Here is a 22,355-nt window from a genome sequence, read left to right on the forward strand (position 1 = left end):
CGTCCCCGGCAGACCGCCGATCAGGCCACGCCGCCGGCTGACGTACATCCACCCCTTGCCGCCGCGTGGGATGCATGGTTGCTCCGTCATGCCATGCGACCTCTTGAGAATAGCGATCAGCAGCCCCGGAGGACATCCGATGGATCACCACCACCCGCAGCACTCCGTCAGCGTGGCAGGCGTGATCATCGACGACCAAGGCCGCGCACTTCTCACCCAGCGCAGAGACAACGACCACTGGGAAGCACCCGGCGGCGTCCTGGAGCGAGACGAGGACATCACCACGGGTCTGCTTCGGGAGATCCGCGAAGAGACCGGTCTGACGGTCGAACCCGTCACCCTGACCGGCGTCTACAAGAACATGACGCGTGGCATCGTCGCCCTGGTCTTCCGCTGCAAGGTCATCAGTGGCCGGCTCACCGAGACCGACGAAGCCCGCGCGTTCCGCTGGGCCACCGCGGACGAGGTCCGGGAACTCGCATCCGAAGCATTCGCCATCCGCGTCCTCGACGCCGTGCACCACGACCAGGCGCCGGCCGTCCGCCACCACGACGGCACTCGTCTGCTCGGGTCGTCAAAGCTTCACGGGTGACTTGCCGAATTGTTCGTATGGGCTATCAAGCGGCGGCGCGCCGCCGTACCCGGCCCTCAGCTGCCCGCCCGCCGGCCGGGCGTTCGGCGTGGGCGCGCGGTCGTGCTGTAAGCCGTACCGCGCGCGAAAACGTTCCTGCCTATTGCTGAGGTTGGTCAGAGGATGCCGCTTCGTCGGTAGGAGGAGCCGTCAGCGACTCTCTGTCCCACCGAGCCAACGCCTCCATGACCGCAGGGACATCGGCTGTCCTGGCCTTCTTGAGTGCTTTTGAACCAAGAATCAGACGAACTATCTGACCAGGTACGACTCTCAAAGACCAAGCGATAATCCCCACCAGCACTGCAGGAGGACCAGCAAGGACATGCCCAAGTAATTCGGGCACCATTGCGCCTTCTTCCAGTCCTTCGGCCGAAGGCGTCCATCCCTGAGATCAAAAAACTCGGGCCACGCTGCAGGCCCAGCGCACCGGGATGCACGTACCCCTTACGGTCGGGGACCCACGTCGTTGACGTAGTACGTGATGGCAAGGTCACCATCACGTCAGCAGAGAAGTAAGCGTTGGGATCACTTTAACTGTCTGAAGCCTCCGGCGGGGGCACTCCGACTCCGGGATGATCGCCGAAGCGCGTACGCAGGGCCGCATGTGGCTGAGGTGGAAGCCTGATCACCCGCCCGCCATCGACCCGGGACAAGCCGAGCAGACCCGGACCACGGGGCCAAGGTCGTTCCTCCGGTTGGGGGATCCACCTTGTCCCCGTGGCCCTGGTCCGCTTCCCCTTCGGACGGGTCGACGGCAGACGGGTCGAGAAAAAGATCTTGAGGGATCTTTGGGCGAGGGGTGCCCGGAGTCCTGCCGGTGCTCGTGGGTGCGGTGGCGACGAGTGCGGTGGCGGGCCGGGCGTCCGGTGGAGTGTCCGGCCGGGGCGTGGCCGCCCGGGCGGGCCCCGGCGGCGTTCCACGACGGTAGGGGGATGTGCGGTGGCCGGAAGGCTTCGGCGCGGGATCGTCGCGTTTCTCGTGGTGGGCGGCATGGCGTCGGTGACGGGATGCGGAGCCTCCGGCGCGTCCGGCCCGGCCCCGCATCCGGACTTCTCCCTGACGGTGAGTCCGGCACGCCTGGTCGTCGGTCCGGAGGAGATCGACGCACCCCGGTCGTTCCAGGTGGTCAACAGGGGTCGGTCGCCGGTCGACATGGTCGTCGACAAGGCGGGTTTCACGGTGGGCGAGGCCGGTGAGATGCTCTTCGAGCACGACGCCCCCCACTCCGCCGCCGGCTGGCTCAGGGGCACGCCGGCGGGCTTCCGTCTCGCTCCCGGCGCGGAGCGGCGCGTCACCGTGCGGATCGACCCCCCGCCCGGGCCCGAGCACGGCGGGTACCAGGTGGCCCTGCTCTTCGCCGTCCCCGCCGGAGCCGGCGGGGGCGACATCAAGCTCGACCGGGTGATCGGGACGCCGATCTACCTCACGGTTCCGGGGCCGATCGGCACCTCCGTGAACGTCGGCGACCTCACCACCTCCGGTGGCTTCACGACGGGCGGCCCCATCGACTTCACCGCCACCGTCGACAACGTCGGGACCGTTCACCGCGACTTCCTCGCCCCGCGGAGCCTGGAGGTGGGGGTGAACGGCTACGACGTGCCGTTCCCCGACTTCACGCTGCCCCGCGGGGTCGGCAGAAGCGTCACCGCCAGGTGGGCGAATCCGCCGTTCATGTGCGTCTGCCGCGCGACGGTGTCGGTTTCCGGCAGCGGCGGGACCTCCCGGCGGAGCGTCACGCTGGTCATCTTCCCGCTCCATTTCCTCGGGGCGCTGATCGCGGTCGCGGCGGCCCTGTACGCCCTCGCCTGGCTGTCGCGCCGCCGGCACCGGGCGCGCCTCGGGGCGGCTCGGGGGCCGCGCGGTCGTGACGACCCCGCTCGCGACGACCTCGGCGTCGACGGTCGGGGCGTCGGCCGTGGGGCCCCCGCCCGGGTCGGTGACGAGGTCCAGTGAGGTCCAGCGAGATCCGCGGTACGCCGCAAGGCGTACGAAATGGTCGTTTCGCTCCCTGTGCGGTCTCCCGTGCCGGCAGATCGGGGAGGCAACCCTGTGGATTCGCCCCGTACGGACGACCCTTCGTCACATACTGAGACGCTAGATAAGCGGAAAGTGACCGACGAGGGGCGCGGCGGTGACAGTAACGATCCTCCAGCGAGTCCGCACGGAGCGGGGCGGCTGCGACAGCACGAGCGTGGAGCGGGGCGGCCACGAGATCACGAGCGAGGAGGCGATCCGGTCCGACGTCGACGTCACCGTGATCGTCCCCCTCCACAACTGCGGGCCCTATCTCGACAGGTGCCTGACCTCGCTGCTGATCCAGCGTGTCGCCCTGGAGGTGGTGGTCGTCGACGACGGTTCCACCGACGGTGGTGCCGCGCTGCTCGACCTGTACGCCTCCTGCCACCGCGGGGTGATCCGCGTCGTCAGGCAGGAGGCGTCCGGCGGCGCGGGGCGCCCGCGCAACGTCGGGCTCTCCCACGCGCGCGGCAGATACGTCTTCTTCTGCGACGCGGACGACTATCTCGGCCCCCAGGCGCTGGAGCGGATGCTCGCGATGGCCGACCGCAACGGCTCGGACATCGTGCTCGGCAAGATCGTCGGGCATGACCGCAAGGTGCCGATCTCGATGTTCAAGGAGAACGCCGAGCGGGTGCCCCTCGGCGACAGCGCGGTCTACAACAGTCTGAGCTGCTTCAAGCTGTTCCGCAGGGAGATGCTGGAGCGGCACGCCATCCGTTTCGACGAGACGCTCCTGGTGGGGGAGGACGTCGTCTTCACCACCCACGCCTACTGTCACGCGAACGTGATCTCGGTGGTCGCCGACTACGACTGCTACCACCTGGTCGCCCGGCCGGACGGCACCAGCATCATGCAGCGGCAGGGGAGCCGCGACCCGGTCTCCTGGCTGCGGATGATCAGGCGGCCGATCGAGCTGATGCTCGCCCACGTACGCCCCGGGGATCTTCGTGACCACCTCCTGCGGCGTCACTTCCGGATGGACGCCTTCGGCAACCTCGGCAGGCCCTTTCTGGAGGCCGGGGAGGTCGAGCGCAAGGAGATCGCCGCCGAGGTGGCCGACATGTGCGAGCGGTGGCTGACCGACGGGGTCCGCGAGCGGCTCCCCGCGATCGACCGGAGCCGGATCGCCGCGCTGCAGGACATCGACCGCCTGGTGCGGCTGGCGCACATCGAGTCGGCCTCGGTCCGCAGGGAGCTCACCGCGCTTCGCTGGGAGCGTGAACGGGAGGGGCGGCTGGCCATCTCGGGCAAGGTGGCGCTGAGCACGCTGGAGCGCCACGACCGCCCGGAGATCACCGGCGGGGACCTCGCCCTGGTGCTGCGGCGCCGGCACGTGGACCCCGGCCCGTCCGACGAGGTCGTGGTCCCGGTGGCCGGCGACTGCGCGGGGTTCACCGGGATCGTCGACGTCACCACCCTGTCCTCCGGCATCTGGGACGTCCACGTGAGCGTCGCGTTCGAGGGCGTTCCCCGGCTCGCGCGCCTGGGTGCCGACGGGGAGGGGCTGATCGCGCCGCCCGCGCCGCGCGTGGTCGGCGACGTCGTCGCCCTTCCGTACTTCACCCACCCGTACGGCAACCTCAGCCTCGACATCGGCGGGCACGTGGTCGCGGTGCCGGGCGGCGCCAGGCTGGTGCGCGCCCGCTGGGCGGCCGGGCATCGGCTGGTGCTCGACGGCGAGGTCAGCGTGGGCGCGGCGGCCCCGGCGGCCGACGCGGTGCGCTCCCTGGTCTGGCGGGAGCGCGAGTCGAGCCGGGAGCGGCGCGAGCCGGTCACGGTCGGCGCGGGCGGCACGTTCACGGCCTCCCCGGCGATGGGGCGGCTGGGGCCAGGCACCTGGGACGCCTACCTGGAGCTCGACCTGGGCGGGCCGCCCGCGCGCTTCAGGATCGAGGCGGTGCCGGAGGTGATCGAGCAGCCGCGCACGTGGTGGCGCGGCGCGATCCGGTGGAGTGTCAGGCCCTACGCCACGGCGGGGAAGGGCCGGCTCAGCACGGTGGTCCGCACTCTCGGCCCCAGAACTTTCATCAGACGTATCGTTCGTTAATGCCACATTCTTGCAACTACAAGCCAATGGCCTAAAGTTAGGTGCAAATCCGCACCTCGGAGGCTTGTTGTGCACGTACCCGATGGCTTTTTCAACGCCGCCGTCTCGGTGTCGGCGGGAGTGGTGGCCGCCGCGGGCGTCGCCGTCTGCCTGCGCGGCGCCCGCCGTGAGCTCGACGACCGCACCGCTCCGATGGCCGGACTGGTCGCCGCCTTCGTCTTCGCGGTCCAGATGCTCAACTTCCCGGTCGCCGCGGGCACCAGCGGTCACCTCCTCGGCGGCGCGCTCGCCGCGATACTCGTCGGCCCGTACACGGCGGTGTTGTGCGTGGCCGTGGTCCTCCTGGTGCAGGCGTTCTTCTTCGCCGACGGCGGGCTGACCGCGCTGGGCGTCAACATCACGCTGATGGGTCTCGTCGCCGTGCTGGTCGGGTGGGGCGTCTTCCGCCTGATCACCCGGAGCGTGCGGAACAGGGGTGCCGTGGCGGCGACCGCGTTCGTCGCGGCGCTGGTCTCGGTGCCGGCCTCGGCGCTGGCGTTCACCCTGCTGTTCTGGGCCGGCGGCACCGCGCCGATCAAGATCGGCACGGTCGCCGCCGCCATGGGCGGCGTGCACCTGCTCATCGGCGTGGGGGAGGGCCTGATCACCGCGGTCACCGTCAGTACCGTGCTGGCGATCCGGCCCGACCTGGTGTACGGCGCGCGCGAGCTCGTCGCGCCGCTGGTCCTGCGCGGTGCGGACGGCGACGTGACCGTCACCCCCGGGAGCCCCGCCACCTCGGGGTCTTCCGCGTCTTCGGCGCCGGTCGCCGCCCGCCGTCCCGGCTGGTTCCTGCCCGCCGGAGTCGCGGTGGCGGCGCTGCTGGCGGGCGTCGTCAGCTTCTACGCCTCCTCCTCGCCCGACGGCCTGGAGCGGGTCGCCGAGGACAAGGGCTTCATCGGCCAGGCGGACGACCACGCGCTGGGCGAGCAGCCGCTCGCCGACTACGGCGACGTGGGCGGCATCCCGGTGGGCGTGGCCGGGCTGATCGGCGTCGGGGTGACCCTGGCCGTCGGCGGCGGGGTGTTCTACGCCGTGCGCCGCCGCGAGGAGGGCGGCACCGGCAGGGCCGACAGTGACGAGAAGGTCTCCGTCTGATGGGAGCGGGGCACCATCACCAGCTGCACCGGCCGGGCGACACGCTCGTGCACCGGTTGCCGCCCCAGTGCAAGCTGGTGGCGGTGGCCGGGTTCGCCCTGGTGGTGGTCGCCACCCCGCGCGAGTGGTTCTGGGCCTTCGGGCTGTACGCCGTGCTCCTGGCCGCCGTGACGGCCCTCGCGCGCGTCCCGGCGGGGTTCGTGCTGCGGCGGATGGCGGTCGAGATCCCGTTCGTGGTGTTCGCGCTGGCCATCCCGTTCATCGGGTTCGGCGAGAGGGCGACCTTCATGGGCCTCTCGCTCAGCGTGGCGGGCCTGTGGGCCGCCTGGAACATCCTGGCCAAGGCGACCCTGGGCGTGGTCGCGAGCGTGCTGCTCGCGGCCACCACCGAGCCGCGGCTGATCCTGCTGGGCGCCCAGCGCCTGAGGTTGCCGCCGCTGCTGGTGCAGATCGCCATGTTCATGCTCCGCTACATGGACGTGATCCTGGACGAGATGCGCCGGATGCGGGTGGCGAGGGAGTCGCGCGGGTTCGCGGCCAGGGACGTGCGGCACATCCCGGTGATCGCCAGGTCGGCGGGGGCGCTGTTCATCCGCTCGTACGAGCGGGGCGAGCGGGTGCACCTGGCGATGCTCAGCCGGGGCTACACCGGATCGATGCCGGTCATCCAGGATCTCTCCGCCGTTTCGCGGCAGTGGCTCGTCGCCGGTATGTTGCCGGGTGCGGCACTCGCCGTGCTACTCGGGAGCTGGGGGTTCGCGTGACCGTGCCGTCCTCGCCGCCTGGGCCGTCCTCGACCGCGTCCCCGCCCCCGCCGCCCTCGCTTGAGGTGAGCCGCCTGGCGTACGCGTACCCCGACGGCACGCAGGCGCTGTTCGGCGTGGACCTCCGGGTGGAGCGCGGTGAGCGGGTCGCGCTGCTCGGGCCGAACGGCGCGGGCAAGACCACGCTGGTGATGCACCTCAACGGCATCCTGACCGCCGGGCACGGCACGGTGGCCGTGGCGGGGCTGCCGGTCGGCAAGGGGTCGCTCATGGAGATCCGCAGACGGGTCGGGCTCGTCTTCCAGGACCCCGACGACCAGCTCTTCATGCCGACCGTCCGCGAGGACGTGGCCTTCGGCCCGGCCAACATGGGGGTCGCGGGCGAGGAGCTGGAGCGGCGGGTCAAGAACGCGCTGGAGCGCGTGGGCATGCTGGAGACGATCGACCGGCCGCCGCACCACCTGTCCTTCGGCCAGCGCCGCCGGGTCGCGGTGGCGACCGTGCTGGCCATGGAACCGGAGATCCTGGTCCTCGACGAGCCGTCGTCCAACCTGGATCCGGCCTCCCGGCGCGAGCTCGCCGAGATCCTGCGGGGGCTCGACGTGACCGTCCTGATGGTCACCCACGACCTGCCGTACGCGCTGGAGCTGTGCGAACGCTCGCTCATCCTCTCCGGAGGCGTCATCGCCGCCGACGGGCCGACCCGCGAGATCCTCGCCGACGCGAGCCTCCTCGCCGCGCACCGGCTCGAACTGCCGTACGGTTTCGCCGCTCCCTGACTCCGGGGTCTCCGGCCCCGGTCTCGATCCGGGTGCCGGGTGCGAGATCCCGGACACCGGAGCGAGGTCGGCGTGAACTTGCTGTGAACAGTCGCGCATGACCTCGCGCGGAGTGACGGCGAAGTAAAGTAGGTCTGCCCTTCGGGCGCGAGGAGGACTGATGAAGCTACGGCTGGCTCGCCGCGCCGTCGGGGACGCCGTGGTGGTGGCTGTCGAGGGTGAGCTCGACCTGTTCACCGCTCCCTTCCTGCGAGACGAGGTCCGCGACGCGATCAAGCTGGACGGTGCGCGGCTGGTCCTCGACCTCACCGCCCTGTCCTTCATGGACTCCAGCGGCCTCTCCGTGCTGATCGAGGCGTGGCGGCTGGCCACGAGCGAGGGCGGCGGAGTCTCGCTGGCGGCCCCCCAGGCGCCGGTGGCCCGGATCCTTCGCACGACGGGGCTCGACCGGCGGATCAAGGTCTACCCCGACGTGAGCAGCGCCGTCGGGGAGATCTAGCCGTACCGGCCATGGACATCGGTGGCGGAGAGTTTTAGCCACCCCCAGTAGAACTTCATTCGGTAGGCGCGTTAAAGTCCGCTCATGGACCTGAACGGAGCAGCAGCAATCATCTCGGGCGGTGCCAGCGGCCTCGGCGAGGCCACGGCCCGCGACCTCGCCGCGCACGGCGCCACCGTCGTCGTCGCCGACCTCAACGAGGAGCGCGGCAAGTCACTCGCCGACGAGCTCGGCGGCGTCTTCGTCAAGGCCGACGTGTCGGACGAGGAGCAGGTGCAGGCGGCCGTGGACGCGGCCGTGGCGACCGGCAGGCCGCTGCGCGTCGTGGTGAACAGCGCGGGCATCGGCTGGGCCAGCCGGACCGTCGGCCGTGACGGCTCGCCCCACGATCTGGCCTCGTACCGCAAGGTCATCGAGGTCAACCTGATCGGCACCTTCAACCTCATGCGCATCGGCGCCGCCGCGATCGCGAAGACGGAGCCGGTCGACGAGGACGGCCAGCGCGGCGTGGTGATCAACACCGCCTCGGTGGCGGCGCTGGAGGGGCAGACCGGTCAGGTCGCCTACTCGGCCTCCAAGGGCGGCATCGTCGGCATGACCGTCCCGGCCGCGCGCGACCTCGCCGCCATCGGCGTGCGCGTCAACACCATCTGCCCCGGCATCATCGACACCCCGATCTACGGTTTCTCGGCCAACGCCGAGGAGTTCAAGGCCAAGCTCGTGGCCCCGGTGGTCTTCCCCAAGCGCATGGGACAGGCCGCCGAGTTCGCGCACCTGGTCCGCTCGCTGATCGAGAACGACTACATGAACGCCGAGACGGTCCGTTTCGACGGCGGCATCCGCTTCCAGCCCAAGTAGGAGTCACCCGGTGTCTGACGAGGTTCTGGTCGAAGTCGACGGCGGCGTGGCCGTCATCACGATCAACCGCCCCAAGGCCAGGAACGCCGTCAACGGCGCGGTGGCCCGGGGCGTCGCCGGTGCGCTGGACGAGCTGGAGGAGCGCAAGGACGTGGCGGCCTACGTCCTCACCGGCGCCGGCGGCACGTTCTGCTCGGGCATGGACCTGAAGGGGTTCCTGACCGGGGACTTCCCGGTCGTGGAGGGGAGGGGGTTCGGCGGCGTCGCCGAGGCGCCGCCGAAGAAGCCGCTCATCGCCGCCGTCGAGGGCTACGCCCTGGCCGGAGGCTGCGAGCTGGCGCTGGCCTGCGACATCATCATCGCCTCCGAGGACGCCAAGTTCGGGCTTCCCGAGCCCAAGCGGGGGCTGGTCGCGGGGGCGGGCGGCGTGATGCGGCTGCCGCGGCGCATCCCGTACCACGTCGCGATGGAGATCGCCCTGACCGGCGACCACTTCCCCGCCTCCCGGCTGTACGAGCTCGGCCTGGTCAACCACGTCACGCCCGCGGGCGAGGCGCTGGCCACGGCCGTCGAGCTCGCGAAGCGGATCGCCGCCAACGCCCCGCTGGCGCTCGCCGCGACCAAGCGCGTGATCGTCGAGTCGGCGGACTGGAGCCGCGACGAGATGTTCACGAAACAAGGGGAGATCATCAGCCCGGTGTTCAGCTCCAAGGACGCCATGGAGGGGGCGGCGGCCTTCGCCGAGAAGCGCGCTCCCCGGTGGAAGGGCGAGTAACCCCTACGGGAGCGGCGAGAATTCAGCGGGCCGGGCGCGATCCACGGGATCGCGCCCGGCGCGTTCACGGCCAGGAGTGCGTACGGTAAAGGTGTGGACGGGTGCGGCGGGGGCACTTGACATCCACGCCACCGCTCCAAGGCCAGGAGAGTGCATGAACGACCACCCGACCGGGATGTCCCCCACCGGCCGATCCTCCGGCGATCTTCTGAAGCGCAGGGCGGGAAATCTGGCCGCGGGCGCGCTGGGCGCCGCGATCATCAATGTCCTCGTGGTCGGTGCCATGTGGGTGATCGAGGTCGCCGACTACGTCCTGCCGGGAGAGTTCGACGGTTACGGCATCCGGGCCTGGGATCCCGAGGGTCTGGGCGGCATCTTCCTCGCCCCCTTCCTGCACGCCGGATTCGGCCACCTGATGGCCAACTCGCTGCCCCTGCTCATTCTCGGCTTCCTCGCCGCGCTGCGCGGGATCGGCCGGTTCCTGGCCGCCAGCCTGATCATCGTCTTGGTCAGCGGTCTGGGCGTCTGGTTCACCAGCTCGCCGTTGGCCATCACGGTCGGTGCCAGCGGTCTGGTCTTCGGTTACTTCGGATTCGTCGTCGCCCGTGGCCTGTTCGACCGTCGCGCCCTCGACATCGTGATCGGTGTCGGTGTGGCGATCGCCTACTACTCGATCATCTGGGGCGTGCTTCCCGGCGAGTCGGGCATCTCCTGGCAGGGCCACCTGTTCGGGCTGGTCGGTGGCGTCATCGCGGCCTGGGTGGTACGCCGCAGGCGCCGGGCCGTCGCCCCCGCCTACTGAGGCGCTTGCCCGCCGGCCGCCTTCCCGGTGTGAGCCTTTCCCGCCCCCGCGAGTTCCGGGCGGGACTCTTTCCGCCCCCGCGCGCCCGTCGCCATCCGAAATCGGGGGCTTCATCCTGGAAGGGCTCTGTACGGGGCTGTAGGCGCTATGTGGCGCTTCGTGGAACCGCTGGAATCTCCCGGAGTCGAAGTCGGCCGGATACGTCTCCACGGGCGAATGAGGCCGCTCCGGAGCGCCGTCCACCGGCGGGGCCGACACGGTACGGGCGAAGGGCCCGGCGTCCCAGCGGCCGAACCCGGCGTCGGCGTGTTTCGGCCGGACGCCTTTTCCGGGTGGTTTCTTCCATGACCGCTGGATGGTTTCTTCCATGACCAAGCGACAGAAAATCCTGCTGAAATTCATCAGCTATGGCCGCATCGGTTGATTTAAGTGACAATGTGACAAAATTTCATGTGTGAACCTGCCTGGCCGCGTGCCCGTACATGTTCCAGGGCCATCACAGCCGGGCGCGACCCTCGAAAGGTGGCCGCGGGTGAACCTGGGATCCCTGGAACGCGCGATCATGGACGTGCTGTGGGGCTGTAAGCAGCCACTGCTGGTTCGCCAGGTACAGGACATGCTGAATCAGGACGCCGAACGGAGCCTGGCCTACACCACGGTGCAGACCGTCGCCGAGCGCCTCGTCAGGAAGGGCCTGCTGGAGCGGGCACCCGTGCGCAACGCCTTCCGCTACACCGCCAGCCGCTCCCGGGACGAACACGTGGCCGGGCTGATGCTCGCGGCCCTGGCCGGGAGTCCCGACCGGGCTCCGGTGCTCTCGCGGTTCGCGGAGGGGGTGGATCCGGACGACGCCCTGCGCCTGCTGCACGAGCTGGCGCGGCGCGCGGGGGAGCAGGCGCACGCCCCGGGGCCGGGCGGGACCCCGAGCACGCTGCCCTAGCCGTACCGACCACGGAGGCCGGGCACACCTGGCCTCCCGCCCGGGGAGCCGAAAGTCCGGCTTCCGGGACGGGAGCGGAGGCCGTGGCCGTCACCGCCGGACGGGCGGAACGGATTCCGGCTCCCGGGCGGGAGCCGGGGACTACAGGCGCTCGACGACGTAGTCGACGCAGGTGGTCAGGGCCTCGACGTCGTCGGGGTCGATCGAGGGGAACATCGCGACGCGCAGCTGGTTGCGGCCGAGCTTGCGGTAGGGCTCGGTGTCGACGATGCCGTTGGCCCGCAGGACCTTGGCGATCGCGGAGGCGTCGACGCCGTCGGAGAAGTCGATCGTGCCGACCACGTTGGAGCGGAACTCCGGACCCGCGAACGGGGTGGTGTAGGAGGTCTTCTCCGCCCAGGTGTAGAGGCGCTGGGCCGAGTCGGCCGTGCGGGCGGTCGTCCAGGCCAGGCCGCCGTTGCCGTTCATCCACTCGATCTGCTCGGCGAGCAGGAAGAGCGTGGCGACCGACGGGGTGTTGTACGTCTGGTCCTTGGAGGAGTTGTCGATCGCCACCGGAAGGCTGAAGAACTCGGGGACGTAGCGGCCGCCGGCGGCGATCTCGTCGACCCTGGTCAGCGCGGCCGGGGACATCAGGGCGATCCAGAGGCCGCCGTCGGAGGCGAAGCTCTTCTGCGGCGCGAAGTAGTAGACGTCGAACTCGCTCGCCTCGACGGGCAGGCCGCCCGCCCCCGAGGTGGCGTCGACCAGCACGAGCGAGCCCTCCTCGCCCACGCGCCTGATCGGCATCGCGACGCCGGTCGAGGTCTCGTTGTGGGTGAGCGCGTAGACGTCGACGCCCTCCTCCAGCCGGGCCTCGGGGTGGCTGCCGACCTCCGACTTGATCACGGTCGGGTCGCCCAGCCACGGGGCCTTGGCCGCCACGGAGGCGAACTTGGAGGAGAACTCACCGAAGTGCAGGTGCTGGGACCGCTCGCGGATCAGCCCGAAGGCGGCGATGTCCCAGAACGCGGTGGTGCCGCCGTTGCCCAGGACGACCTCGTACCCCTCCGGGAGGGAGAACAGCTCGGAGAGCCCCGCGCGAACGCGCCCGACCAGCGACTTGACCGGCTTCTGGCGGTGAGAGGTGCCCAGGACACTGGATCCGGAGGCCGCGAGAGCCGACAGCTGCTCGGGGCGCACCTTCGAGGGCCCGCAGCCGAAACGGCCGTCGGCGGGCTTGATGTCAGAGGGAATCACGATGTCAGCCACCTGACCAGCCTACTGAGCCCGAGGATCGGACCAGGACGGGGTCCGGATTCTGAGACGAGCCGTGGCGGGGTTTTGGGCAGGGCTGGGTGATCACGGGGCCGGGCGGGACGGTCCGGGGGTGTGGAGGGCCGGAACCGGCGACGGCTGCCGCGCGAGACGCCGCGCGACAGCCGTACAGGAGGGGGAATCAGAAGGGGTGGACGACCTCGCTGCCTCCGGGGACGTCCTGGACCGAGCGCTGGGACGGACCCACGTAGTCGGCGCTGGGGCGGACAAGCCTGCCCGTGCGCTTCTGCTCCAGGATGTGGGCGGCCCAGCCCGCGGTGCGGGCGCAGGTGAACATGGAGGTGAACATGGACGAGGGAACCTTGGCGAAGTCCAGGATGACCGCGGCCCAGTACTCGACGTTGGTGGCGAGCACCCGGTCGGGCTTGCGGGCGTGCAGTTCCTCCAGCGCGGCCTTCTCCAGCGCCGCGGCGACCTCGTAACGCGGTGCGTCGAGCTCCTTGGCGGTGCGGCGGAGCACGCGTGCCCGGGGGTCCTCGGCACGGTAGACGCGGTGACCGAAGCCCATCAGGCGCTGGCCCTTGTCGAGCTCCGACTGGACGTACTTCTTGGCGTCGCCGACCTGCTCGACGCCCTCGATCATGTGCAGCACGCGCGCGGGCGCACCGCCGTGGAGCGGCCCGGACATGGCGCCGACCGCACCGCTCAGCGCCGCGGCGACGTCGGCTCCGGTGGAGGCGATGACCCTGGCGGTGAAGGTGGAGGCGTTCATGCCGTGCTCGGCGGCGGACGTCCAGTAGGCGTCGATGGCCTTGACGTGCTTGGGATCGGGATCGCCCTGCCAGCGGATCATGAACCGCTCGACGATGCTCTCACCCTTGTCGACCTCGCTCTGGGGGACCATCGGCTTCCCCAGGCCGCGCGAGGACTGCGCGACGAAACTCAGTGCGTTCACACTGGCCTGGGCCAGGTCGGCGCGGGCCTGCTCGTCGTCGATGTCGAGCAGCGGCCTGAAGCCGTACGCGGGGGCCAGCATGGCCAGCGCGCTCTGCACGTCGACGCGGATGTCACCGGAATGGACGGGGACGGGGAAGGGCTCGGCCGGGGACAGACCCGGCTGGAACTCGTTGTCGACAAGCAGGCCCCACACGTGTCCGAAAGAGACGCGGCCGACCAGCTCTTCAATGTCGACGCCCCGGTAACGAAGGGCGCCCCCTTCTTTGTCCGGTTCCGCGATCTCCGTCTCGAAAGCTACAACGCCTTCGAGCCCGGGTTTGAAGTCGGACATTCTCGGCTGCCTCCCTTTCTTGAAGTCAAAGCCTTGATGTCGAGATACCGGCGGGTCATATTCAACCCCCTGGGCCGAGGCGGTGTGCCGCCGGACCCGCCGGAACGCGATCGCCCCAGGTGGGGGGCGCCGCGCGGGCTTCCTGTTCGGCACGGGAGAATACCTTCCCGTGGATGCCACATCGCGACCGCCTTCGATGGCGGGCCTTCGACGCACGTACCAGGGGCTGCCCCTGATCGAGGCAGACCTCGCCCCCGACCCCTTCTCGCAGTTCGCCCTCTGGTTCGGCGAGGCCGTGGACGCCGGGCTTCCCGAGCCGAACGCGACCGTGCTGGCGACCGCCTCGGCGGGTGGACGGCCGACGGCCAGGACCGTGCTGCTCAAGGGCTACGACGAGAACGGGTTCGTCTTCTACACCAACTACGAGTCGCGCAAGGGCCGGGACCTGGCGGAGAACCCGCGGGCCGCCCTGCTGTTCCCCTGGCACTCCATCCGCCGCCAGGTGCGGGTGGAGGGCGCGGTGGTGCGGCTGCCGCGCGAGGAGTCGGCCGCCTACTTCAGGTCCCGGCCCTACGGGTCGCGGATCGGCGCGTGGGCGTCGCGGCAGTCGGCGGTCGTGCACTCCAGGGACGAGCTGGACGCCCGCTACGAGGAGCTGGCGGAGCGCTGGCCCGAGGATCCGCCGATCCCCGATTTCTGGGGCGGGCTGCGCGTGGTGCCGTCCGAGGTGGAGTTCTGGCAGGGCCGCACCGACCGCATGCATGACCGCCTCCGTTACCGGCGCTCCGGCGCCACCTGGATCGTCGAACGCCTGGCCCCTTGAGACTCTGCCCGCTCTTTACTGATATATCCATGTATGTCAGGTAGAGAGGTAACGGGGTGGGTTTCGGGGACTTCGTCCGCAGGCACGCAGCTGATACGCGCCCGCTCGCCATACCCGCCTACCGGCGGCTCTGGGCAGGTCAGGGCGTGTCGTTCATCGGATTCCAGCTCACCTCGGTGGCCGTCAGCGCCCAGATCTACGACATCACGAAGTCGTCCTTCTGGGTCGGCATGCTCGGCCCCGCCAATCTGATCCCCCTGGTCGTCTTCGGGCTGTGGGGAGGCGCGATCGCCGACGCGGTGGACCGGCGCAGGCTCCTCATGATCGGCGCGCTGATCGCATGGTCGGGGACGCTCGCGCTCCTGGTCCAGGCCGCCCTGGGCTCGACCGGCGTCGGCCTGCTGCTGGCCACCGTGGCCGTACACGCCACCGGGTTCGCCATCACCGGGCCGACCAGGGGCGCGATCATCCCCAGGCTGGTCCCCGCCGACCTGATCCCCGCGGCCAACACCCTCAACTTCCTGGTGGGCGGCCTCGGCACCGTCATCGGGCCCCTGGTCGGCGGGGTCGTGCTCGCCCAGAGCGGCTTCGCCATCGCCTACCTGATCGACGCGCTGCTGTTCGGCGCCGGTTTCTACGCCGCGGTGCGGCTGCCGAGGCTCGAACCGGTCGGCGAGGTGACCCGCCCGGGACTGCGGTCGGTGGTGGACGGCCTGCGCTACGTATCCGGGCACCCGGTCGTGCTGATGTCGTTCGTCGTCGACCTGATCGCCATGGCGTTCGCGCTGCCCAGGGCGCTGTTCCCGGAGATCGTGGACGAGCGGTTCGGCGGTTCCCCGATCGCGTTCGGCTGGCTTTCGGCCAGCATCGCCATCGGCTCGGTGCTCGGCGGCCTGCTGTCGGGCTGGGTGGGCCGGGTCCGGCGCCAGGGACTGGCGCTCACGTACGTGATCGCCGCGTGGGGACTCACCGTCGCCGCGGCCGGGCTCGCCGAGCAGCTGTGGCTGATGGTCGCCCTGCTGGCGTTCGGCGGGGCCGCCGACCTGATCTCCGCGGTGTGGCGGCAGACGATCCTGCAGACCCACGCGCCCGACGACATGCGCGGGAGGATGCAGGGGGTCTTCATGGTGGTCGTCGCGGGAGGCCCCAGGCTGGGGGATCTGCGGGCCGGGGGCACCGCCTCGTGGTTCGGCGCCACGTGGGCCTGGGTGGGCGGCGGGATCGCCTGCGCGGTGGCCGTGGTCGCGGTGGGACTGGCCGTTCCGGCCTTCAGAAAATATCGCCCGCTCACGCGTAGCGTTTGAGCAGCTAGGGAAGGATTTGGCGCCCTCCGGCGTTGCCGTCCTTTGTCATCGTGGGCTGTTCTCCCAATAGGGTCGTCTTCTCAAACTTCCGAGGTCCCGCGCCGCCCTCCCGGGAACACCGCGCGATGGACGTAGCATCGAGAGAGGACGGGAGGAACCTTGACCGCACACGGCCTGATCGACACAACGGAGATGTACCTTCGTACGATCTTCGAGCTGGAGGAGGAGGGCATCGTCCCCCTGCGCGCGCGCATCGCCGAGCGCCTCCAGCAGAGCGGACCCACCGTCAGCCAGACGGTCGCCCGGATGGAGCGTGACGGCCTGGTCCGCGTCGAGGGCGACCGCCACCTGACCATGACCGACCTGGGGCGCACGCTCGCGACCCGCGTCATGCGCAAGCACCGCCTCGCCGAGTGCCTGCTCACCCAGGTCATCGGCCTGCCCTGGGAAGAGGTGCACATCGAGGCGTGCCGCTGGGAGCACGTCATGTCCGAATCCGTGGAGGCCAGGCTCGTCAGCCTGCTCAACAATCCCACCGAGGATCCGCACGGCAATCCGATACCCGGCCTCGAGGAACTCGGCGTTCCCGGCGTTCCCGGCGGGAGGCCGGAGTCGCTGCCGTCGATGGCGGCGATGGCCGGACCCAGAGATATACCCGTTGTCGTGCGGCGAATTAGCGAACAAGTGCAAAGCGATCCGGCTGTGATGCTTAAACTCAAGCAAGTTGGGATACAACCCGGACGCGAGGTGACGCTCGCGGCGAGCGACGACGGTGTGCGGGTGACAGGTGACGACGAGGCGGACAATTTTCTTGCGGATCTCCCGCGAGAGATTGCCGCGCACGTTTTCGTCTCCACACGCTGACCGAGGCCCCTTAGCTCGGTTGGATCCCGTTCGGGAGTCCCTCCGCTCCCAGGCCGAGACTGCAGGAGCAACCGTGGTTCGCTTTGCACACACCCGCCCACGACGGGCGGTCACCGGATGAAGCGGTGGGGGGATGTTTCCCAGGACGCCGCTGATCACCTTACGGCCGGCTCCGTCCTGGATCACGCTGAGATGGCGGTGGTCGTCACCGACAGGTTCAGCAACCTTCTCTACTGGAACCCGTTCGCGGAAAGGCTGTTCGGGCGCCCCGGCACATCAGGGCCCCGTGACCAGTCCCTCTCCCTGGGCATCATGGAGAAGGATCACCCGCTCGCCGTCGAGCTCTCCAAGCACGTCCTCAAGGGCGGCGTCTGGGAGGGCACGTTCGACGTCAGGCGCGGGGACGGCACGATCATCTACGTACGGGCACAGGCCGTGCCGCTGCGGCACCCCTCGGGAGCGGTGACGGGCATCGTCATCACCGCCCGCGAGGCGATGCGCAGCAACGAGCGGGAGAAGGACCGCTTCGGCCTGCTGGAGCGGATCGGCGAGCGCCTCGCCGGATCGCTCTACGTCGAGGAGACGCTCAAGCGCGTCGCCGAGATGCTCGTCCCGCAGTTCGCCGACCACTGCTTCATCGAGCTGATGGAGGAGGGACGGCTGACCCGCAGGGTCTCCACCCACGTCCAGGGCTGGAGCCCGCCGCCCAACACCTGGGCGCCGCTCGGGGCGGAGATCCGCTACCCGGTGGGGCACTACGCCGAGATCGCGCTGCGCCGCCAGGAGACGATCCTCGTCGAGGACTTCTCCCAGACCAACTACCCCAGCCCGGGCGAGGCCAACACCCGCCTGGCCGCCGAGATCGGCATGACCTCGGCCATCGTGGCGCCGCTGTGCGTGCGCGGCGAGACCCTCGGGCTGATGTACCTGGGGCTGTCCAACCTGACAGACCGGCGCAGCCCGCACTACGACGCCTTCGACCGCGACTTCGTGGGGGCCATCGCCACCCGGGTCGCGCTCGCCGTCGACAACGCCCTGCTGTTCGAGGAGGAGCGGCACACCGCGGAGTCCTTCCAGAAGCACCTGCTGCCCCGCGCGCTGCCGCAGCTCGACGGGCTGGACATCGCGGTCCGCTACTACCCGGCCGCCCCCCTGGCCAGCCACGGGCAGGGCATCCAGACCCAGGTCGGCGGTGACTGGTACGACGTCATCCCGCTGTCGGCGGGCCGGGTCGGCATCGTCATCGGCGACGTCGAGGGCAGGGGAGCCAAGGCCGCGGCGGTCATGGGGCAGCTGCGGGCGGCCCTGCGGGCCTTCGCCCAGGACGACAAGCCGCCCGCGGAGATCCTCGCCAGGCTCGACGAGTGGACACGCATCATCGCCACCCCCGAGCAGGACGAGAGCGGCACCGACATCAGCGTCCCGCCCATCGTCACCTGCCAGTACCTGGTGTACGACGCCTGGTCGCGGCAGTTGTCGTTCGCCAACGCCGGTCACGCGCCTCCGCTGCTGCTCATCGGCGACACCTGTACCGAGCTCGACATCCACGAGGTCGGCCAGCCTCTGGGGGTGCGGGCCAAGGGCATGCACGCCGACCTGGTCTACAAGGAGGAGACGCGGACGCTGCCCCCCGGGGCCGCGTTGCTCCTCTACACCGACGGGCTCGTCGACCGTCGCCCCATCCGCGACGCCGACGGCAGGCCGCCCAACGTCGAGGAGACGCTGGCGCAGCTCTGCGGCAAGCTCATCGAGATCAGTGACGCCTCCGTCGAGCGCCTCGCCGACGCCGCCACCGTCGCGGTGCCCGGCGAGATCGACGACGACATGGCCATCCTCGTGCTCAGGTCCGCCTCCGAGGACCTCGCCGTCGAGGAGCGCACCTTTCCCGCCCAGCCGATCATGGTCGGGGAGGCGCGCCGGATGGCGTCGGAGGCGTTCGTCGGCTGGAACGTCCCCGAGGAGCGCGCCGAGCTCGCCTGCCTGCTGGTCTCCGAGGTCGTCACCAACGTCGTGCTGCACGCCGCCAGCGCCAGCATCCCGCGCAGGGAGCTGACGATGGACGGCCCTCCGCTGCCGTTCGACGAGTCCTGGGACGTCCCCGGCTTCGAAGACGAGATCGTCAACGAGAAGGAGTTCACGCTCAGGCTCCGCCGGGGCAGGGAGTCCGTCTGGGTCGAGGTCTTCGACCAGGATCTCCGGCTGCCGCGCATCCGCAGCGCGGGGGAGAACGACGAGGGCGGACGCGGTCTCTACCTCGTCGACCAGCTCGCCAAGCGCTGGGGTTCCCGCCCCACCAAGGAGGGCAAGGCAGTCTGGTTCGAGATCCCCACCAGGTCACGCTGAACCAGACGCGGCAGAGCTGGAACACCTCCCCGATCGGTGGTTGACTCGGGGGTATGGAGCTGGCGTTCGAACGGCGAGGGACGGGTTCCCCGCTGGTCCTGCTGCACGGGATCGGGCATCACTGGCAGGCATGGCTGCCAGTGCTCGACAGGATCGCCGCCGAGCGGGACGTGATCGCCGTCGACTTCCCGGGGTTCGGCGTCTCGCCGCCGCTGCCGCCCGGCACGCCGTACACGGCAGAAAGCCTGGCCGACGCGATCGAGTCCTTCTTCGCGGTGCTCGGCCTGCGCGACCCTCACGTGGCGGGCAGCTCCCTGGGTGGTTACGTCGCCCTCGAACTGGCCTCGCGCGGGGTGGTCCGCTCGGCCACCGCGCTCTCTCCCGCCGGATTCTGGAACCGCAGCGAGCTCGCGTACACGCGGGCCGTCCTCCGTGCCATCAGGGTCTCCGCTCGCCGTCTTCCCCCCGGACGGGCCGCAGCCCTCGCGGAAGATCCGCTGGGCCGCATCCTCTGCGCCGGCGTCCTGGTCGCCCATCCGGTGAGGCTCACGCCCGAGGCGCTGCTCGCCGCCCTCCAGTCGCTCGGGGACTCCTCCGGTTTCGACGAGACCCTCGCCTCGTTCGCGGGGCTGATGCCTCCCGCGCCGCCGAAGGCGCCGGTCACGATCGCCTGGGGCGAGCACGACCGGCTGCTCCCGCGCCGGCAGGCCATCCGGGCGGCCAGGTGGTCGGGGCAGCGGGTGAAGCTGCTCAAGGGCTGCGGGCATCTGCCGATGACCGACGACCCGGAGCTGGTCACGAGCGTGCTGCTGGAGGCGTCCCGGTAGGGGCGTCGTACGGTCCCGGGGACGGGCATCCGGGGGTGGCCGGCTCGGAGTGGCCGGCTCGGCGGTGCTTCGTCTTCAGGACGTCCGGGCCCGGCGGAAGGAGTCAGCGGATGGTCTGTCCCCAGATGGCGAGCATCGCGATGACGAACGCGACCATGACGCCGAGGTAGGCGACCGGGCCGAACCGGAGGGCGCGGCGCACCCGGTTCAGGCCCCAGGCGAACAGGAACGCCAGGAAGATCAGCAGAATCAGCCCGCTGTCCATCGTCACCACCTCGGGGGAGTCTCCGCTGACCAGTATGCGTCGGCGGAGCCGCCTGTGCGGCCGGTAACCGCAATCCCCAACCCATGGGATCGTTACCTTTCGTGAACAGAACATCGAAGGTAACGCGTGCCCTGCTGGTGGCAGTTCTGGGCGCAGGCCTCTCCGCATGTTCGGGCGGGAGTGCCGCGCCCGGGGCGTCCGGCACGCCGGCCGTCGCCACCGTTACGGTGACCGCCACCCCGTCCGTCACCCTCTCCCCGTCTTCCTCCGCGTCCTCTTCGCCCTCTCCGTCCGCGTCCGTTTCCGCGTCCGTGGACGTCGACGCGCTCGTCACGGCGTCGCCGTCCACGAGCATTCCCGGGGGCCGGGGAATTGATACCGCGGTGAACGGGAAGATCGCCCTGCGCGGGGTGGACGGGATCACCGTGACCTCCGAGAGTGACCAGGAGGTGAAAGCCCTCCTGCTGCCGTACACGGTCGTCCGCGACGCGCGGGGGCTGGTCTGCAAGGAGGGGAACGCCCCGTACAGCTGCTCGGTGGAGCAGTTGCAGAAGGCGATCAAGAAGGGGGGCGCCTTCTTCGCCAAGGTGACGATCAAGGACGGGGTGGCCGTCCAGATCGAGGACATCAGCGAGAGGTGACGACCCCGGCCGATCACCGGTAACCGCCGTCCCGCGGGTGCGTGGACGGCGGTTTCCCCGCTGGGGCGTCCCGGAGCCGCTGCGTGTCCCCGGAAGCAGGTGTGCTTCTCAGAAACCGAAGGAGCGGCCGATGATCTCCTTCATGATCTCGGTGGTGCCGCCGTAGATGGTCTGGACGCGGCTGTCGACCCAGGCCTTGGCCACCGGGTACTCCATCATGTAGCCGTAGCCGCCGTGCAGCTGGAGACAGCGGTCGATGACCTTGGTCTGCAGCTCCGTGGTCCACCACTTCGCCTTGGCGGCGTCCACGGCGGTGAGCTCCCCGGCGTTGAGGGCCAGGATGCACCTGTCCACGTAGAGGCGGGCGATGTCCACCTCGGTGTCCAGCTCGGCCAGCACGAACCGGGTGTTCTGGAAGCTGCCGATGTTCCGGCCGAAGGCGGTGCGGCTCTTGCAGTACTCGATGGTCGTCCGCAGGACCGTCTCCGCCGCCGCCACGGCCATCACCGCGATCGACAGGCGTTCCTGCGGCAGGTTGGCCATGAGCTGGAAGAAGCCCTGCCCCTCCTCGGGGCCCAGCAGGTTGGCCGCGGGGACCCTGACGTTGTCGAAGAACAGCTCCGCCGTGTCCTGGGCGTGCATGCCGATCTTCTCCAGGTTGCGACCCCGGGTGAAGCCCTCCATGCCCCGTTCGACGACGAGCAGCGAGATGCCCCGGGCGCCCGCCGCCGGGTCGGTCTTCGCGACCGTGACGACCAGGTCGGAGTTGATGCCGTTGGTGATGAAGGTCTTCTGGCCGTTGACCACGTAGTGGTCGCCGTCGCGCACGGCGGTCGTCCTGATGCCCTGCAGGTCGCTGCCCGCGCCGGGCTCGCTCATCGCGACGGCCGTGATCAGCTCGCCGGAGGTGAACCCGGGCAGCCAGCGGGCCTTCTGCTCGTCGTTGGTGAGGTCCACGAAGTACGGCGCCATCACGTCGTTGTGCAGCGAGTAGCCCAGGCCGGACGCGCCGATCGCGATGACCTCCTCGACGATCACCGCGTTGTAGCGGAAGTCCGTGATTCCGGCTCCGCCGAACTCCTCGGGCACCCCGAAGCCGAACATCCCGATCTCTCCGGCCTTCTTCCACACCTCGCGGGGGACGATGCCGTCCTTCTCCCACTGGTCGTGGTGGGGCGCCACCTCGCGGGCCAGGAACTCGCGCACGGTCTCCCGGAAGAGCTGGTGCTCCTCCTCGAAGAGGTCTCGCTGCATGGTGTGCCTCCTAGGACTCGCGACGGCTCATGACGGCTCGTGACACAGAATACGATTCTGTTACCAGCAGGTACACCCGGACCCGGCGCGTTCGTGCGATGTGTGGAGGTATGAAGAGGTACATCCAGATCACAAGTGCGCCACGGTCTTCGGATCCACCCGCGATCTCGCTGCGGCGAAGATGGTAGAAACCGTACGATCTACCCTCGGTGTGCTATGGGTATGCCCGTTGACGGCA

General features: G+C 70.0%; 21 protein-coding genes. 17 read left to right on the forward strand and 4 right to left on the reverse strand.

All coding sequences use genetic code 11. From position 1 onward, the window contains the following. The first annotated feature begins 139 nt into the window (after positions 1-139). The 11 genes from ACVCAG_RS16875 to ACVCAG_RS16925 all read left to right on the forward strand — a co-directional run bounded on the left by ACVCAG_RS16875 (position 140) and on the right by ACVCAG_RS16925 (position 11,251). Positions 140-592, forward strand: a complete 453-nt coding sequence (locus ACVCAG_RS16875; RefSeq protein ID WP_447190008.1) for an NUDIX hydrolase — start codon at positions 140-142, stop codon at positions 590-592. A gap of 978 nt (positions 593-1,570) precedes the next feature. Beyond that, positions 1,571-2,584 (forward strand): hypothetical protein, encoded by a 1,014-nt coding sequence (locus ACVCAG_RS16880; protein ID WP_447190009.1) that lies wholly within the window; start codon positions 1,571-1,573, stop codon positions 2,582-2,584. A gap of 178 nt (positions 2,585-2,762) precedes the next feature. After that, positions 2,763-4,697, forward strand: a complete 1,935-nt coding sequence (locus tag ACVCAG_RS16885) for a glycosyltransferase family 2 protein (protein ID WP_447190010.1) — start codon at positions 2,763-2,765, stop codon at positions 4,695-4,697. A gap of 69 nt (positions 4,698-4,766) precedes the next feature. Continuing rightward, positions 4,767-5,834 (forward strand): energy-coupling factor ABC transporter permease, encoded by a 1,068-nt coding sequence (locus tag ACVCAG_RS16890; protein ID WP_447190011.1) that lies wholly within the window; start codon positions 4,767-4,769, stop codon positions 5,832-5,834. Then, positions 5,834-6,598 (forward strand): cobalt ECF transporter T component CbiQ, encoded by a 765-nt coding sequence (gene cbiQ / locus ACVCAG_RS16895; RefSeq protein WP_440082769.1) that lies wholly within the window; start codon positions 5,834-5,836, stop codon positions 6,596-6,598. Before ACVCAG_RS16890 ends, cbiQ begins: the two co-directional genes overlap by 1 nt. Before the next feature lie 65 nt (positions 6,599-6,663). Beyond that, positions 6,664-7,377 (forward strand): energy-coupling factor ABC transporter ATP-binding protein, encoded by a 714-nt coding sequence (locus ACVCAG_RS16900; RefSeq protein ID WP_362678311.1) that lies wholly within the window; start codon positions 6,664-6,666, stop codon positions 7,375-7,377. Positions 7,378-7,537: 160 nt separating this feature from the next. Next, positions 7,538-7,876: an STAS domain-containing protein gene (locus ACVCAG_RS16905; RefSeq protein WP_344750334.1), complete on the forward strand. Its 339-nt coding sequence runs from the start codon at positions 7,538-7,540 to the stop codon at positions 7,874-7,876. 84 nt (positions 7,877-7,960) lie between these two features. Further along, positions 7,961-8,734 (forward strand): SDR family NAD(P)-dependent oxidoreductase, encoded by a 774-nt coding sequence (locus ACVCAG_RS16910; protein WP_440082770.1) that lies wholly within the window; start codon positions 7,961-7,963, stop codon positions 8,732-8,734. 10 nt (positions 8,735-8,744) lie between these two features. Beyond that, entirely contained in the window at positions 8,745-9,509 is a 765-nt protein-coding gene (locus ACVCAG_RS16915) for a crotonase/enoyl-CoA hydratase family protein (protein ID WP_440082771.1), read from the forward strand. 154 nt (positions 9,510-9,663) lie between these two features. Further along, positions 9,664-10,311 carry a rhomboid family intramembrane serine protease gene (locus ACVCAG_RS16920; protein ID WP_440082772.1) on the forward strand — a complete coding sequence of 216 codons (648 nt, stop codon included), beginning with the start codon at positions 9,664-9,666 and terminating at the stop codon, positions 10,309-10,311. Positions 10,312-10,843: 532 nt separating this feature from the next. After that, the gene (locus tag ACVCAG_RS16925; RefSeq protein ID WP_440082773.1) at positions 10,844-11,251 is read left to right on the forward strand and encodes a BlaI/MecI/CopY family transcriptional regulator; all 408 of its coding nucleotides are present in this window, start codon (positions 10,844-10,846) and stop codon (positions 11,249-11,251) included. Between the two features lie 141 nt (positions 11,252-11,392). On the opposite strand, the gene serC is transcribed toward ACVCAG_RS16925, so the two are convergent. Beyond that, positions 11,393-12,502 (reverse strand): phosphoserine transaminase, encoded by a 1,110-nt coding sequence (gene serC / locus ACVCAG_RS16930; protein WP_440082774.1) that lies wholly within the window; start codon positions 12,500-12,502, stop codon positions 11,393-11,395. A gap of 187 nt (positions 12,503-12,689) precedes the next feature. Next, positions 12,690-13,796 carry a citrate synthase 2 gene (locus ACVCAG_RS16935; protein WP_440082775.1) on the reverse strand — a complete coding sequence of 369 codons (1,107 nt, stop codon included), beginning with the start codon at positions 13,794-13,796 and terminating at the stop codon, positions 12,690-12,692. Positions 13,797-13,992: 196 nt separating this feature from the next. On the opposite strand from ACVCAG_RS16935, the gene pdxH reads away from it, so the two are divergent. The 5 genes from pdxH to ACVCAG_RS16960 all read left to right on the forward strand — a co-directional run bounded on the left by pdxH (position 13,993) and on the right by ACVCAG_RS16960 (position 19,957). Next, positions 13,993-14,619, forward strand: a complete 627-nt coding sequence (pdxH, locus tag ACVCAG_RS16940; protein WP_440070910.1) for a pyridoxamine 5'-phosphate oxidase — start codon at positions 13,993-13,995, stop codon at positions 14,617-14,619. Positions 14,620-14,675: 56 nt separating this feature from the next. Beyond that, positions 14,676-15,923 (forward strand): MFS transporter, encoded by a 1,248-nt coding sequence (locus ACVCAG_RS16945; RefSeq protein ID WP_440082776.1) that lies wholly within the window; start codon positions 14,676-14,678, stop codon positions 15,921-15,923. Positions 15,924-16,082: 159 nt separating this feature from the next. Beyond that, the gene (locus ACVCAG_RS16950; protein ID WP_440082777.1) at positions 16,083-16,787 is read left to right on the forward strand and encodes a metal-dependent transcriptional regulator; all 705 of its coding nucleotides are present in this window, start codon (positions 16,083-16,085) and stop codon (positions 16,785-16,787) included. Between the two features lie 117 nt (positions 16,788-16,904). After that, positions 16,905-19,130 carry a SpoIIE family protein phosphatase gene (locus tag ACVCAG_RS16955; RefSeq protein ID WP_440082778.1) on the forward strand — a complete coding sequence of 742 codons (2,226 nt, stop codon included), beginning with the start codon at positions 16,905-16,907 and terminating at the stop codon, positions 19,128-19,130. A gap of 53 nt (positions 19,131-19,183) precedes the next feature. Beyond that, positions 19,184-19,957, forward strand: a complete 774-nt coding sequence (locus tag ACVCAG_RS16960; RefSeq protein WP_440082779.1) for an alpha/beta fold hydrolase — start codon at positions 19,184-19,186, stop codon at positions 19,955-19,957. 103 nt (positions 19,958-20,060) lie between these two features. On the opposite strand, the gene ACVCAG_RS16965 is transcribed toward ACVCAG_RS16960, so the two are convergent. Continuing rightward, a complete protein-coding gene (locus tag ACVCAG_RS16965; protein ID WP_436761249.1) occupies positions 20,061-20,222 on the reverse strand; it encodes a hypothetical protein in 162 nt (53 codons plus the stop codon). Positions 20,223-20,605: 383 nt separating this feature from the next. On the opposite strand from ACVCAG_RS16965, the gene ACVCAG_RS16970 reads away from it, so the two are divergent. Continuing rightward, positions 20,606-20,863 carry a hypothetical protein gene (locus ACVCAG_RS16970; RefSeq protein ID WP_440082780.1) on the forward strand — a complete coding sequence of 86 codons (258 nt, stop codon included), beginning with the start codon at positions 20,606-20,608 and terminating at the stop codon, positions 20,861-20,863. Positions 20,864-20,971: 108 nt separating this feature from the next. Here ACVCAG_RS16970 and ACVCAG_RS16975 read toward each other — a convergent pair whose 3' ends face one another. Then, positions 20,972-22,117: an acyl-CoA dehydrogenase family protein gene (locus ACVCAG_RS16975; protein ID WP_440082781.1), complete on the reverse strand. Its 1,146-nt coding sequence runs from the start codon at positions 22,115-22,117 to the stop codon at positions 20,972-20,974. Positions 22,118-22,355 lie beyond the last annotated feature (238 nt).

This window comes from Streptosporangium sp. G12, assembly GCF_052983175.1.

Coding starts and splice junctions, on each gene's coding strand:
- pdxH (WP_440070910.1), top strand. CDS start 13,993: ATGGCGGGCCTTCGACGCACGTACCAGGGGCTGCCCCTGATCGAGGCA.
- ACVCAG_RS16955 (WP_440082778.1), top strand. CDS start 16,905: ATGAAGCGGTGGGGGGATGTTTCCCAGGACGCCGCTGATCACCTTACG.
- ACVCAG_RS16975 (WP_440082781.1), bottom strand. CDS start 22,117: ATGCAGCGAGACCTCTTCGAGGAGGAGCACCAGCTCTTCCGGGAGACC.
- ACVCAG_RS16965 (WP_436761249.1), bottom strand. CDS start 20,222: ATGGACAGCGGGCTGATTCTGCTGATCTTCCTGGCGTTCCTGTTCGCC.
- ACVCAG_RS16960 (WP_440082779.1), top strand. CDS start 19,184: ATGGAGCTGGCGTTCGAACGGCGAGGGACGGGTTCCCCGCTGGTCCTG.
- ACVCAG_RS16920 (WP_440082772.1), top strand. CDS start 9,664: ATGAACGACCACCCGACCGGGATGTCCCCCACCGGCCGATCCTCCGGC.
- ACVCAG_RS16905 (WP_344750334.1), top strand. CDS start 7,538: ATGAAGCTACGGCTGGCTCGCCGCGCCGTCGGGGACGCCGTGGTGGTG.
- ACVCAG_RS16935 (WP_440082775.1), bottom strand. CDS start 13,796: ATGTCCGACTTCAAACCCGGGCTCGAAGGCGTTGTAGCTTTCGAGACG.
- ACVCAG_RS16875 (WP_447190008.1), top strand. CDS start 140: ATGGATCACCACCACCCGCAGCACTCCGTCAGCGTGGCAGGCGTGATC.
- cbiQ (WP_440082769.1), top strand. CDS start 5,834: ATGGGAGCGGGGCACCATCACCAGCTGCACCGGCCGGGCGACACGCTC.
- ACVCAG_RS16910 (WP_440082770.1), top strand. CDS start 7,961: ATGGACCTGAACGGAGCAGCAGCAATCATCTCGGGCGGTGCCAGCGGC.